Origin of the sequence: Streptosporangium nondiastaticum, assembly GCF_003011965.1 — a bacterium.
Lineage (GTDB): Bacteria > Actinomycetota > Actinomycetes > Streptomycetales > Streptomycetaceae > Streptomyces > Streptomyces nondiastaticus.
This window is the reverse complement of the sequence record NZ_PXWG01000064.1, coordinates 22,772-35,796: the sequence shown is the minus strand read 5'-3', so window position 1 is coordinate 35,796 and position 13,025 is coordinate 22,772. Positions and strand designations below refer to the sequence as shown.

The 13,025-nt window shown below is 72.6% G+C and carries 15 protein-coding genes; 10 read left to right on the top strand and 5 right to left on the bottom strand.

Going from position 1 to position 13,025, the window contains the following annotated elements; translation table 11 throughout:
- The 4 genes from B7P34_RS21755 to B7P34_RS21740 all read left to right on the top strand — a co-directional run.
- A partial coding sequence (locus tag B7P34_RS21755; protein WP_146166887.1) for an ROK family protein occupies positions 1 to 378 on the top strand: 378 nt, incomplete at its 5' end.
- The gene (nagA, locus tag B7P34_RS21750) at positions 378 to 1,583 is read left to right on the top strand and encodes an N-acetylglucosamine-6-phosphate deacetylase (protein ID WP_106678931.1); all 1,206 of its coding nucleotides are present in this window, start codon (positions 378 to 380) and stop codon (positions 1,581 to 1,583) included. The genes B7P34_RS21755 and nagA, both read left to right, overlap by 1 nt.
- Positions 1,584 to 1,723: 140 nt before the next feature.
- Complete coding sequence (locus tag B7P34_RS21745; protein WP_106678929.1) at positions 1,724 to 2,656, top strand: 1-phosphofructokinase family hexose kinase; 933 nt, start codon at positions 1,724 to 1,726, stop codon at positions 2,654 to 2,656.
- 35 nt (positions 2,657 to 2,691) lie between these two features.
- The gene (locus B7P34_RS21740) at positions 2,692 to 3,537 is read left to right on the top strand and encodes a class II fructose-bisphosphate aldolase (protein WP_106678927.1); all 846 of its coding nucleotides are present in this window, start codon (positions 2,692 to 2,694) and stop codon (positions 3,535 to 3,537) included.
- Here B7P34_RS21740 and B7P34_RS21735 read toward each other — a convergent pair.
- Positions 3,521 to 4,456, bottom strand: coding sequence for a carbohydrate-binding protein (locus tag B7P34_RS21735; RefSeq protein ID WP_106678925.1), 936 nt, complete (start codon positions 4,454 to 4,456; stop codon positions 3,521 to 3,523). The two genes, B7P34_RS21740 and B7P34_RS21735, sit on opposite strands and share 17 nt — an antisense overlap.
- A 163-nt stretch (positions 4,457 to 4,619) precedes the next feature.
- On the bottom strand, positions 4,620 to 6,380 hold the full coding sequence (gene cdgB, locus B7P34_RS21730) for a diguanylate cyclase CdgB (RefSeq protein ID WP_106678923.1): 1,761 nt from the start codon (positions 6,378 to 6,380) through the stop codon (positions 4,620 to 4,622).
- A gap of 340 nt (positions 6,381 to 6,720) precedes the next feature.
- Between cdgB and B7P34_RS21725 the strand changes: the two genes are divergently transcribed.
- The gene (locus tag B7P34_RS21725) at positions 6,721 to 7,272 is read left to right on the top strand and encodes a flavin reductase family protein (protein WP_223268088.1); all 552 of its coding nucleotides are present in this window, start codon (positions 6,721 to 6,723) and stop codon (positions 7,270 to 7,272) included.
- A 59-nt stretch (positions 7,273 to 7,331) separates the two neighbouring features.
- Here the strand turns inward: B7P34_RS21725 and arfB are convergent, their stop codons facing one another.
- Positions 7,332 to 7,760 (bottom strand): alternative ribosome rescue aminoacyl-tRNA hydrolase ArfB, encoded by a 429-nt coding sequence (gene arfB / locus B7P34_RS21720; protein ID WP_106678919.1) that lies wholly within the window; start codon positions 7,758 to 7,760, stop codon positions 7,332 to 7,334.
- Positions 7,761 to 7,985: 225 nt separating this feature from the next.
- On the opposite strand from arfB, the gene B7P34_RS21715 reads away from it, so the two are divergent.
- The 3 genes from B7P34_RS21715 to B7P34_RS21705 all read left to right on the top strand — a co-directional run bounded on the left by B7P34_RS21715 (position 7,986) and on the right by B7P34_RS21705 (position 9,522).
- Positions 7,986 to 8,561, top strand: coding sequence for a TerD family protein (locus B7P34_RS21715; protein WP_030367208.1), 576 nt, complete (start codon positions 7,986 to 7,988; stop codon positions 8,559 to 8,561).
- Between the two features lie 336 nt (positions 8,562 to 8,897).
- Positions 8,898 to 9,098: a hypothetical protein gene (locus B7P34_RS21710; protein ID WP_106678917.1), complete on the top strand. Its 201-nt coding sequence runs from the start codon at positions 8,898 to 8,900 to the stop codon at positions 9,096 to 9,098.
- 229 nt (positions 9,099 to 9,327) lie between these two features.
- Complete coding sequence (locus tag B7P34_RS21705; RefSeq protein ID WP_106678915.1) at positions 9,328 to 9,522, top strand: antitoxin; 195 nt, start codon at positions 9,328 to 9,330, stop codon at positions 9,520 to 9,522.
- Here B7P34_RS21705 and B7P34_RS21700 read toward each other — a convergent pair whose 3' ends face one another.
- Both B7P34_RS21700 and B7P34_RS21695 read right to left on the bottom strand, forming a co-directional pair.
- A complete protein-coding gene (locus tag B7P34_RS21700; protein WP_106678913.1) occupies positions 9,523 to 10,080 on the bottom strand; it encodes a GNAT family N-acetyltransferase in 558 nt (185 codons plus the stop codon). It abuts the gene before it with no gap.
- A 56-nt stretch (positions 10,081 to 10,136) separates the two neighbouring features.
- Complete coding sequence (locus B7P34_RS21695; RefSeq protein ID WP_223268087.1) at positions 10,137 to 10,703, bottom strand: GlcG/HbpS family heme-binding protein; 567 nt, start codon at positions 10,701 to 10,703, stop codon at positions 10,137 to 10,139.
- Between the two features lie 140 nt (positions 10,704 to 10,843).
- On the opposite strand from B7P34_RS21695, the gene B7P34_RS21690 reads away from it, so the two are divergent.
- Both B7P34_RS21690 and B7P34_RS21685 read left to right on the top strand, forming a co-directional pair.
- On the top strand, positions 10,844 to 12,022 hold the full coding sequence (locus B7P34_RS21690; RefSeq protein WP_223268086.1) for a sensor histidine kinase: 1,179 nt from the start codon (positions 10,844 to 10,846) through the stop codon (positions 12,020 to 12,022).
- Positions 12,019 to 12,807 (top strand): response regulator, encoded by a 789-nt coding sequence (locus tag B7P34_RS21685; protein WP_106678911.1) that lies wholly within the window; start codon positions 12,019 to 12,021, stop codon positions 12,805 to 12,807. Before B7P34_RS21690 ends, B7P34_RS21685 begins: the two co-directional genes overlap by 4 nt.
- The last annotated feature ends 218 nt before the right edge of the window (positions 12,808 to 13,025 follow it).

Genomic DNA, 13,025 nt, shown 5'->3' with positions numbered 1-13,025 from the left:
TCGGCCGCCGCGGTCAGCCGCGCCTGGGCGGAGGCCTCCGGCACCCCGGACGCCGACGCCGCGGACTGCGCCCGTGCCGTCGAAGCGGGCGACCCCCGCGCCCGCGCCGTCTGGCAGGAGGCCGTCGACGCCCTCGCCGACGGCCTCGTCATCGCCCACACCCTCCTCGACCCCCGCACGCTGATCGTCGGCGGGGGCCTCGCCGAGGCCGGCGAGACCCTCTTCGCACCGCTGCGCGCGGCCGTCGCGGACCGCATGACGTTCCAGCAGCTCCCCCGCATCATCCCGGCCGCCCTCGGGGACGCCGCCGGCTGCCTGGGCGCGGGCCTGCTCGCCTGGGACCTGCTCACCACCCACCTCACGGAGGTTTCCGCCTGATGGTCGAACGAACGGTTCTCGCCGGCGCCCGCGTGGTGCTGCCGACCGGCGTGGTCGAGGACGGGCGGGTGACGGTCGAGGGCCGGCGGATCGCCGCGACCACGGACACGCACGCAGAGACGCATGCGGACACGCACGCGAACGGGAGCGGCGAGCAAGCTGCCACCCTCGACTTCTCCGGCAAGGGCTACTGGATCGTCCCCGGCTTCGTCGACATGCACGTCCACGGCGGCGGCGGCGCGTCCTTCTCCGCGGGCGACCCCGAAGAGGCCCTCACGGCCATCCGCACGCACCGCGCGCACGGCACCACGACCATGGTCGCCTCCACCGTCACCGGCGACCTGGACGACCTCGCCCGGCAGGCGGCCGTCCTGTCCGAGCTGACCGAGCAGGGCGACCTCGCGGGCATCCACTTCGAGGGCCCGTTCATCTCCCCGCACCGCTGCGGCGCCCACCAGCCGGAGCTGCTGCGCGACCCGCACCCGGCGGACGTCCGCAAGCTCATCGACGCGGCCCGCGGCGCGGCCCGCATGATGACGCTGGCCCCGGAGCTGGCGGGCGGCCTCGACTCGGTCCGCCTCCTCGCCGACCACGGCGTGATCGCGGCCGTGGGCCACACGGACTCCTCGTACGAGGCGACCTTGGACGCCATCGAGGCGGGCGCGACGGTCGCCACGCACCTCTTCAACGCGATGCCGTCGCTGATGCACCGCGCGCCCGGCCCGATCGCGGCCCTCCTGGAGGACGAGCGGGTCACCGTCGAGCTGATCAACGACGGCACGCACCTGCACCCCGCCGTCCTGGAGCTGGCCTTCGCCCGCGCCGGCGCGGACCGCGTCGCGTTCATCACCGACGCCATGGGCGCGGCCGGCATGAGCGACGGCATGTACCCGCTCGGCCCGATGAGCGTCGAGGTCAAGGACGGCGTGGCCCGCATCGCCGGCGGCCCGACGGCGGGCTCGATCGCGGGTTCGACGCTGACGCTGGACACGGCGTTCAAGCGCGCCGTCACGATCGACGGACTGCCGGTGGGCGACGCCGTACGGGCCCTCTCCGCCACCCCCGCGCGCCTGCTGGGCGCGGCCGGCCGGATCGGCTCCCTGGAGCCCGGCAAGGACGCGGATCTGGTCGTTCTCGACGCCTCGTACGACCTGGTGGGCGTCATGCGCAAGGGCGACTGGGTGGTCAAGCCCGAAGTGCACTGATTCCTCCCGCTCTTGACGCACGGTCGCACGTCGGCCGGAACAGCGGCGGCAGTCCCGAGGTCTGGGCCTGCCGCCGCTGTTTTGGCATGATCGCTCGCGGTCGACGGTCACGGTTCTTCGGTCAAGGGAGGGAAACGCCGGTGATCCTCACGGTCACGCTCAACGCAGCGCTCGATCTGACCTATCGCGTTCCGCGGCTGCAGCCGCACGCGTCGCACCACGTCACGGCCGCCGCCGAACGGGCCGGCGGCAAGGGCGTCAACGTGGCCCGCGTCCTGGCCGCGCTCGGCCACACCACCGTGGTCACGGGGTTCGCTGGCGGCACGACGGGCGAGACCCTGCGCCGGCTCCTCGCGGAGACCGCCCCCGGCGACGGCGGCCGCATCACCGACCGCCTCGTCCCCATCATCGGCACCACCCGCCGCACCGTCGCCGTCGTGGACGCCTCCACCGGCAACACCACCCAGCTCAACGAGCCCGGCCCGGACGTCACCGCCGAGGAGTGGGCCGCCTTCACGGACACCTACGCGCGCCTCCTGCGCGAGGCCCGGGCCGTCGCCCTGTGCGGCAGCCTCCCGCCGGGCGTGCCGGTGGGCGCGTACGCCCACCTCGTACGGCAGGCGCGCGCCGCCCGCGTCCCCGTCCTGCTGGACACCAGCGGCGAACCGCTGCGCCGCGGCATCGCCGCCCGCCCCGACCTGGTCACCCCCAACACCGCCGAACTCGCCGCGCTCACCGGCTCCACGGAGCCCCTGCGCGCGGCCCTCGACGCCCGCCGCCGCGGCGCCCACGCCATCGCCGCGACCCTCGGCCCGGAGGGCGTCCTCGCCGTCACCCCCGACGGCACCTGGCGCGCGACCCCGCCCCGCCGCCTCACCGGCAACCCGACGGGCGCGGGCGACTCGGCCGCGGCCGGCCTCCTGTCGGCCTGGCTGGACGGCCTGCCCTGGCCGGACCGCCTGACCCGGGCGGTGGCCCTGGCCGCCGCCACGGTGAAGGCCCCCACTGCAGGCGAGTTCGACGCCGAGACCTATACGGACCTGCTGCCGCAGGTGAAGGTCACGGCAGCCTGACGTCTCCCTCCTCCCCCGGCGGAAAGGCAAGGCACATGCCCCTCGTACGCACCGCTGACCTCATCACGGAAGCCCGGTCCGAAGGCGCGGCCGTCTGCGCGTTCAACGTCATCACGGTCGAGCACGCGGAAGCGATCGCCGCGGGCGCGGAGGCGGCGGGCAGGCCCGCCGTGCTGCAGATCTCGGAGAACGCGGTGAAATTCCACGGCGGACGCCTGGGCCCCATTGCCGCGGCAACGGCCGCAGTAGCGGCGGCGTCGACCGCCCGCCTTTCCCTCCACCTGGACCACGTGGAGGACGAAGCACTCCTACGCCAGGCACACGCCCACGGCTTCACTTCGGTCATGTTCGACGCCTCGAAACTCCCTTACGGAGACAACGTCAAAGCGACGGCCGAAGCGGTCCGTTGGGGCCACGAGCGCGACATCTGGGTGGAGGCGGAACTGGGCCGCGTGGGCGGCAAGGCGGGCGACGCGCACACGCCGGGCGTACGGACGGACCCGGCCGAGGCCGCGGCCTACGTGGCGGACACGGGCATCGACGCCCTGGCCGTGGCCGTGGGCAGCACCCACGCGATGACGGACCGCACGGCGACCCTGGACCACGCCCTGATCACGGCACTCCGCGATGCGGTCCCCGTCCCCCTGGTCCTCCACGGCTCGTCAGGCGTCCCGGACACGGAACTCCGCCGGGCGGTCGCGGCGGGAATGACGAAAATCAACGTGGGCACGGCCCTGAACAAGGCCTTCACAGGCGCAGTAAGGGCCTTCCTGGAGGCCCACCCCTCCACCACGGACCCGCGCAAGTATCTGACCCCTGCGCGGGCCGCCATGACGGAAACGGTGACGGGGTTCCTCCGGACGGTCAGCCGCCGTTGGTGAGCCACAGCTGGTCGAGGTGGGATTCGCAGCCGCTGCCGCTGCCGCAGTACAGCTTGATGGTGTTCTTGCCCTGGTTCAGGTCGACGCGGGTCCAGCTGTTCTGCCAGTTGGGGGGCCAGTCGCCCGGCTTGATGTCGCCGTAGATCTTCATGCGCATCGGCAGGCTGTTGGTCTTGCCGTTGACGTCGACCGCAAGGTTGGCGTCCTGTCCGGGCACGCCGTAATTGACGTACAGCCGGTAGCTGCCGGTCGACGGAACCTCGACCTCCCACTCAACGCCCGAACCCGACTGGTTCGTGACCACCGCGTAGGCCCCGCCCTCGGACTTGGCGCCCTTGACCACCGTGTCCGTGGACGCGCCGCCCACCAGCTTCAGCGTCGACGCGTCGCGCTTCAGCTTGCCGACCGCCGACTGATTGCTCGGCTCGGTCTTCTTCTGCGGCTCCTTGGACGGCTTCTTGTCCTCGTCCTGAGGATCCTTCTGCTCTCCCCCGGACGCCGCCTGGTTCGTCCCGCCGTCGTCCGACGTGCCGCTGTTGGTCAGCATCGCCACCGTGATGCCGCCGGCCACCACCGCGACCACGGCTATCGCCGCGACCAGCAGGCCGGTCCGCTTCGGGCGGGAGCCGCCGCCGTGGCCGCCGTGGCCCGGGGCCGCCGGCTGGCGGGGGACGCCGCCGGGCAGGGTCTCCGGGGCCGCGTAGTGCGGCGCGGGCTGGGACGCGTGCGGCGGCTGCGGCTGGCGCGGGCCGTACTGGCGTGAACCGACCGTCCGTACCTGGTTGTACGAAGTGCGGGGAACCCCCGGCTGCGGCGCGGCCGGCGCGCTCTCGTTGGACCCGCCGCCCTCCGAGCGGTACAGGTGCGCGAACGGGTCTTCGCTCTCCGGCGTACCCGTGCCGTTATTACCGGCCGTCATCCCCTGTCACTCCCAACCCATGGGCCCATCGCCCACTGGCCAAATCTTTGCGTTCGATTTCACGGTAGGCGGCGGTGCCGCGTTTCGGCGAAGACTACCGCGACGCGACGACACCTCGCGGTGGGCTGCCTCAACCGGGCCTCAGCCAGGCCCCGGCCGGGCCTCAGCCCGCCCGCCGGCCCGCCTTGGCGCGAGACCGCTTTTCGACGTACATCCGCTGGTCGGCGGAGTGCAGCACCTCGTCGGCCGACATTCCGCAGCCCGCCCAGCCGATGCCGAAACTCGCGCCTACCCGGACCGCACGCCCGTCAACCCTGATCGGCGGGAGGATCGCGCTGCGCAGCCGGACGGCGAGGTCCTCCGCGTCCGCCTGGGTGAGGCCGTCGGCGAGGACGACGAACTCGTCGCCGCCGAGGCGGGCGACGGTGTCGCCCTCGCGGACGCCGTTGCTGAGGCGGCGGGCGACCTCTATGAGGACGGCGTCGCCGGTGTGGTGGCCGAAGCGGTCGTTGATGGCCTTGAAGCCGTCGAGGTCGCAGAAGAGGACGGCCAGGCCCTTGGTCCCGTCGTCGGGCTCGTCCTCGGCCGGGGCTATGGCGTGCACATGCCCGGGGTAGGCGCCGTCGTGCGTGCCGCAGCCGAACTCGTCCGGGGCGTAGTCGGGCCCGCAGTCCGGCGCGTGGTCCGGGCCGCCCTCGGAGCCGAAGCCGTGGGCGTAGGAGCCCTCCTGCCCGTACAGGGCGGCGCCCACCGGTCCCTCGACGCCCTCCACCTCCGCGAAGCCGTCGAGACAGCCGTACGGGGCCGCCACGGCGGCGGCGTGCGGCTCGCTGCCGGGCGCTCTGCCGCACAGCCGGCTGCTGAGCCGGGCGCGCAGCTCGGCGCTGTTGGGCAGGCCGGTGAGCGAGTCGTGGCTGGCGCGGTGGGCGAGCTGCAGCTCGTGCCGCTTGCGCTCCTCGATGTCCTCGACGTGGGTGAGCAGGAAGCGCGGCCCGTCGGCGGCGTCGGCCACCACCGAGTTGCGCAGGGAGACCCACACGTACGTGCCGTCGCGGCGCGCGAGCCGCAGCTCGGCCCGGCCGCCCTCGGCGGAGGTGCGCAGGAGGGTGCCGATGTCCTCGGGGTGGACGAGGTCGGAGAACGAATAGCGGCGCATCTGGGACGCGGAGCGGCCGAGGAGGCGGCACAGGGCGTCGTTGGTGCGGTGCAGGCGGCCGTGCTGGTCGCCGCCCATCTCGGCGATGGCCATGCCGCTGGGCGCGTACTCGAAGGCCTGGCGGAAGCTTTCCTCACTGGCCCGCAGGGCCTGCTGCTCGCGCTCCAGGCGGACGAGGGCGCGCTGCATGTTGGCCCGCAGGCGGGCGTTGCTGATCGCGATGGCGGCCTGGAAGGCGTACATCTGCAGCGCCTCGCGGCCCCAGGCGCCGGGCCGGCGGCCGTTGCGCGGCTTGTCGACGGAGATGACGCCGAGGAGCTCGCCGCCCGCCGTCCCCGCGGTGTACATGGGCGCGAAGAGGCGGTCCATGGGGTGCCACTCGTCGGGGAAGCGGGGGGCGGGGCCGGCGGTGTGCCACTGGGGCACGTCGTCGTTGTCGAGGACCCAGCCCTCCGTGTACGGGATGAAGCGCAGCGCGCCCCACTGGTCGGCCATGGCGAGCCGGCGCTCCCACGAGACGCGCGAGCCGACCCGCCCGGCCATCAGCGCTTCGGCGCCGGCGCTGCCGGCGACGGCGGCCACGACGAGATCACCGTCGGGCCGTACGAGATTGACGGCGGAGAGCTCGTACCCGAGCCCGGTGACGATGCCGTCCGCGACGGTCTGCAAGGTGTCCGCGAGACTTCGCGCCGTGTTCAGATCGGCCACCACCTGATGCAGCCCGCGCAACGTGGCCAGGCGGACATACGGCTCCGACTCGGTCTCCATCTTCGCTCTCCCCCGAGACCTCGACAGCAACTCCAGGCTTCTTGTCGTCCGTTTACCACGGCCACTGAATCACAGCGAGCTGACCACTCGGTACACAGGGTCAACAATTACGGCCCTCTGTGACTCATGTCACAATGCGTGATGAGGTCCCGCCACTGGCGGCGCGGGAAGTCCTTATGCTTCGTGAACGCAAATCCGGAACCGTACGGACACTGATCCGGACGCCGTCCCGAACGCATGCGAACAACTTCCGCAAGCGTTCCGGCACCCTTTCGACCTAGGACCCGACTGGTCCTGCAGCCCGATGCGGGGGTCCCGTGGGCGGGCTAGCGTGCACAGCGTGTTGCAGACGACTCAGCCCTACGAGACCGCCATACCCCATCCTGAAGGGGTGAGCGCCGATGAGTTCCGTGCCGCCCTCGCCCGCCTCGCCGCCGGCGTGGTGCTGGTGACCGCGCACGACCCGGAGCACGGTCCGCGCGGCGAGGACGTCGGAATGACGGCGACCGCTTTCCTCTCGGTATCGCTCGAACCCCCGCTCGTCATGGTGAGCGTTCGCAACGATTCCCGTATGGACGACCTTCTGGAGCGGCAGCCGCTGTGGGCGGTGTCCGTCCTCTCCGAAAGCCAGCGGCACATCGCCGGGCGCTTCGCGATGAAGGGAAGGATCAGCGACCGGCTCCTCTTCGAGGACATCCCCCACGCGCCGGGAACGGCCACCGGGGCGCCCGTCGTGCGGGGCGCGCTGTCGGCGCTGGAGTGCCGGACGGAGCAGCGGGTGACGGCCGGGGACCACACGCTGGTGATCGGGAGGGTCCTGACGGCGACGGCGCCGAGCACGGAGAGCGGTCCGCTGATGTACTTCAAGGGGAAGTACCGGCAGCTGGGGTGACCCGCTTCCGGCCCGCGCGGGGCTGCATCCCGGGCGGATGACCGCAGGACGCGGGCGGCCTACGTCCAGTCCTTGCCGGTGCGCCCGCGCTTGGTCTCGGCGCGCTGCTTCTTCTGCCGCAGCCGCCGCTCGTTGATGCCGCGCGGGATCTTCGTGGCGCGGCGCGGCTTCGGCGGCGGCGCCGTCGCCTCCGCGAGCAGGGACGCGAGGCGCACGGCGGCGGTCTCGCGGTTGCGCCACTGCGAGCGGTGCTCGGAGGCCCGTACGGTCACGACGCCGCCGACGAGCCGGCCCGCGAGCTTCGCCAGGGCGCGCTCCTTCCACACCTCCGGCAGCGCTTCCGTGCGCGCGAGGTCGAACCGCAGCTCGACCTGGCTGTCACTGGTGTTGACGTGCTGGCCGCCGGGGCCGGAGGAACGCGAGAAACGCCACTGGAGCTCGGCCTCCGGCAGGGAGACCGAACCGCGGATGACGTAGGGGCCGGACATGCCCCCATGATCCCGCGTCGACGGGGACACGTCACGCCGTTTTGCGCCACGGCCGGGCCGGCGTCAGGGATGCGGCGCCGGGACGCGCGTCAGGGTTGTGCAAAGAAGGTAAAGCCGAATGGAACCCCGGGGCCCCCGGACGGCGTTATCAAGGGTGACGGTGACGCGCGTGCCGCGGTGCCGCTGCAGAACCGATGCAGACCTGACCAGAAAGGGACAATTCCCATGGCTGTAAGCCTGTCCAAGGGCGGCAACGTCTCCCTCACCAAGGAGGCCCCGGGCCTGACGGCCGTCACGGTCGGCCTCGGCTGGGACGTCCGCACCACCACCGGCACGGACTTCGACCTCGACGCGAGCGCGATCGCCGTGAACGCGGGCGGCCGGGTCTACTCCGACGCCCACTTCGTCTTCTTCAACAACAAGTCGACGCCGGACCAGTCCATCGTCCACACCGGTGACAACACCACCGGCCAGGGCGAGGGCGACGACGAGTCGATCAACGTCAACCTCGCCGCCCTGCCGGCCGACGTCGACAAGATCGTCTTCCCGGTCTCCATCTACGACGCGGTGGCCCGCAGCCAGAACTTCGGCCAGGTCCGCAACGCCTACATCCGCATCGTCAACCAGGCCGGCGGCGCCGAGCTCGCCCGCTACGACCTGAGCGAGGACGCCGCCACCGAGACCGCCATGGTCTTCGGCGAGCTCTACCGCAACGGCGCGGACTGGAAGTTCCGCGCGGTCGGCCAGGGCTACGCCTCGGGCCTGCAGGGCATCGCCCAGGACTTCGGCGTCAACGTCTGACAGCAGCGGTAGCAGGAGCAGCAGCTCGCAGCAGGACGAGGGGCCGCCCCGCGGTGCGGGGCGGCCCCTGCCTGAACGGTGCCGGCCCGGGCCCGGCCCGGCGTTGGGCTCAGCACGCCCGATTCGCGATGACGTTGTCACTGGCGCACCGCGCACCCGCCATCAGGCTGGGAGCACGGTGAAGCTGGGTAGAACCATGAGGAGCACACCCGCCATACCACACGACCGACCGGTTGCGCACACTCCGTAACCACCTGCTGAGCAGCGGAGTTGGGCTTCTTCGGGGCGGGTAGGTGTACCCAAGGAGGGGACCCGTGGAGACAGGACTCACGCACCATGGACGACGGCGACTCACTCGAACGCATTCTTGCCGCGGCGATCAGGGACCGGGACCGCGAGCCCGAGCTCTGCCCGGGGTGCCGACGGCCCCTGCGGGTCGTCGTCGTGGCGGAGAACCCCGGCGATGCGACGTCCCCGGTGATCGTGCGCGGCGTCTGCCCCGTGTGCCCCAAGGAGCTGGGCGCCGCGGCCCCCTGAAACACCTGGCGCTGGCCTGCCCGAACTGCCAGAACATGATGCAGCAGATGGGCAACGGCGTGTACAAGTGCTGGAGCTGCGGATACACCAGTACGGGGTGACGCCCCGGGTGATGCACGGGGGACGCACCGGATAGGCGCTGCGTGAAGCCCAGGGCTACGGCCGCGGATGCGGGCCGCACCGAATGCGGAGATGCTGGTTGAGCCAGCGTTCCGTGAGGAGGACGGCCATGTCCATGCTCGACAAGCTCAAGGGCCTGCTCAAGGGCCATGAGGACACAGCTCGGCAGGGTGTCGAGAAGGCGGGCGACGCGTTCGACGCCAAGACCGAGAACAAGTACCAGAGCCAGGTCGACACCGCCCAGCAGAAGATCAACGAGCAGTTGGGCACCCAGGAGCGGCCGGAGGACCGGCCGCCGACCTAGTCACCACAGGCGGTCCGTCTCGCCCGGGTAGAGCCCGATGCGGCTCTGTTCGAAGGCGGCCGCGTCGCGCTGCGCCCGCGCCGTGAAGAAGGCGCCCATGGTGACCTTGTCGAAGCCGGGCTGGTCGCTGGGGAAGGGGTCCTGCGGCGTGCCGCCGACCAGCACCGTTCCGGGGAGGGCATGCCAGCCCGCGCTCTCGTAGAAGGGCCGCAGCGGGCGGTCGCAGGTGAAGAGCCCCACGTCCGCTCCGCTCGCGGCGATCACCTCACGGGCGGCGGCCACGAGCTGCCGCCCGTGTCCCTTGCCGCGGTGCGCCGTGTCCGTGACGACCGCGCTGAGGCCGGACGCCCGGTACGCCCGGCCGCCGTGGGTGATCTCCTTGGAGAGGATGTCCAGGGCCGCGCGCACGCCGCCGTCGGGTGCGACGAGCAGCATCGCGACGGGCCGCAGGGCCGGGTCGTGGGGGCCGCCGCCGGGCCACGCCTGCTCGCGCAGGGCCTCGGCGGCCGCCCGCAGTTCCGGCGGGGTCTGCGCCTCCGGCACCGTGACGATCCGCATGTCTCCCCGCCCCTTCGTACGGCCGTACGCCCCGGCCCCGGCCCCGGCCCCGCAGGTTAACGCAGCGCTGCCGCGCCCGCCTGCGCGAACTTCTCGTCCAGGTCGCCGCTCGGGGCCCCGGCCACGCCGATCCCGGCCACCGGCGCGCCCTTGACCTGGACCGGCGTGCCGCCCGGCAGGAACAGCGTGCCGGGGATGTCCTTGAGGTTCGGGACGCTCTGGAGGCGCTTGACGAGCTCCGAGGTGGGAGCGTTCCAGGAGACGGCCGTGAAGCCCTTCCGGACGGCGGACTCGTACGACTGCGGGCCCGCGCCGTCGCCGCGCAGGGTCACCAGCGTGTTGCCGTTGCGGTCGACCACCGCGACGGACACCTTCTGGCCCTCCTTCTTCGCCGCGGCCAGCGCGGCCTGGGCGGCGCGCGTCGCCGCGTCCACCGACAGGTGCGCGGACTCGGTCACGCCGCTGCCGGCCACGGACACCGGAGCCTGGTTCTGCGCCGCGGGCGAGGCGGTCGCCGAGACCGCACCGAACGTGCCGGCCGCGACGACGGCGGCACCGGCCGCGCCCACGAGCACCCGGCTCCGGACGGAGAGCTTGCCCATGACGGACTTGGCAGAGTTCATTTCGGCTCCTCAACAGGCCAGTGGTTGCTTGTCCCTCCATCGTTCGCGGCCGCGGGCGCCCCGGCATCGACGTCCCGGCTGTCCCCGGGGTCAACCGATCGGCTGATGCGGGAGCCCGCTGCGCGGGTTAGGAACAGGAGGTGACCATTCCCGACGATGACGAACCCGGCGCCCGCCGCCTCGCCCTCGTCATGCACGCCGCCTTCTTCCTGCTCCTCTCCGCCTCCTTCGCCCGCTTCCTCATCCGGCACCCGGGCGAGCCCCGCACCCCGTGGATCACCGTCCTCAGCGTGCTGCTCGCCCTGCTCTACGTGCTGAGCCCGGCCTTCGTCCGCCCCCGGCCGCAGCTGCTGTGGCTGGCCGCCGTCGTCGCGACGTGGGTCGTCCTCGTCGTGCTCGCGCCGAGCTTCGCGTGGTGCTCGGTGCCGCTGCTCTACACGGGGCTGCGCACGCTGCCCACCCGCGCCGCCGTCCTCCTGGTCGCCTTCCTCACCGGCCTGGTCGTGGTGGGCCAGCTCCGGCTGTCGCACGGCTTCGACCCCACGCTCGTGCTCGCCCCGCCCGCCGTGGCCGCGATCGCCACCGCCGTCTTCCTCCACACGCAGCGGCAGACGGAGCGGCAGCGCGCCCTGATCGACGACCTGGTCCGCACGCGCCGCGAACTGGCCGCGACCGAGCGCCGCGAGGGGGCGCTGGCCGAGCGGCAGCGGCTGTCGATGGAGATCCACGACACCCTGGCCCAGGGCCTGTCCAGCCAGCGCATGCTGCTGCAGGCCGCGGACCGGACCTGGGACGCGGACCCGGAGGCCGCCCGGCGCCACACCCGTACCGCCGCCGACATCGCCGCCCGCGGCCTGGCCGAGACCCGCCGGTTCGTCAACGACCTGGCCGCTCCGCAGTTCGACGGCGGCGCGCGGCTGGAGGACGCGCTGCGGGCGCTGGCCGCCTCGGAGACGGCCGAGGGGACCGGGGCGCCCGTGCTCTTCCACCTCGACGGGACCCCGGTCGCGCTGCCGGACGGGGTGCGGGCCGCGCTGCTGCGGATCGCCCAGGGCGCCCTGGCGAACGTCCGCGAGCACGCGGGCGCGGCGACGGCCGCCCTCACCCTGAGCTACCTCGGCGACCAGGTCGTCCTCGATGTCGCCGACGACGGGCGCGGGTTCGCGCCGGGCGCGCTCCCTTCCCCCGCCGGCGGGCGCGGGCACGGCCTGCCCGCGATGCGGGCGCGCGTGCGGCAGCTCGGCGGCACCCTGACCATCGAGTCGGCGCCCGGCGAGGGCACCGTCGTCTCCGTGTGCGTTCCCCTGGAGTCCCCGTGACCGACCGTGATCCCCGGCCTTCCGCTCCCCGGCCTTCCGATCCCCGTACCCCCGAAGCCTCTCGTCCCGTCCGCATCCTCCTGTGCGACGACCATGCCGTCGTCCGGGCCGGGCTGCTGGCGCTGCTGTCCAGCGCGCCCGGCATCGAGGTCGTGGGCGAGGCGGGCGGTGGCGAGGAGGCGGTCGTGCTGGCCGCCAGGCTGCGGCCGGACGTGGTCCTGATGGATCTTCAACTGGGGCCGGGCATGGACGGGATCGAGGCGACGCGCCGCATCGTCACGGACGCGGCGGCCCGAACGGACACAAGCGGAACGGCTTCTTCGGCCGCGGCGGCCCCAACGTTCCCAACACCCGTCACCCGCACGGCCGCAGGAGCGGAACGCGGCGGTCCGTACGTCCTCGTCCTCACCACGTACGACACGGACGCCGACATCACCCGCGCCATCGACGCCGGCGCGACGGGCTATCTCCTCAAGGCCGAGCGCCCGGAGGAGCTGTTCTCGGCCATCCGTGCGGCGGCGGAAGGGCGTACGACGCTGTCGCCGCCCGTCGCGAGCCGCGTCATGGCACGGGCGCGCGGTGCCGCGCGGCCCTCGCTCACGGACCGCGAGCGGGACATCCTCGGTCAACTCGCCCGCGGGCTGGGCAATCGGGAGATTGCTCGCGCTCTGTTCATCAGCGAGGCGACGGTGAAGACCCATCTGGGGCGGATCTACGACAAGTTGGGCGTCGACACGCGGGCGGGGGCGGTCGCCGTGGCGAAGGAACAGCGCCTCCTTCCCTGACCTCCACTCTTTTCCCGCTCGTTGGCCTGACTTCACGCCACCTTGACGCCGCCGGCCCTAGCCTGGCCGGCGGCCCGTAGCGGTCTATGTCACTCCGCTTGTATGCAATCTCAGCAGATCGCATACAACTACCGTCCTCGAACTGAGATGCGACGGATTTCAAGTCCGGACCAGCCCCGGCCAGTTCACCGCATAGCGGAACCAATCAACCGCGTTTC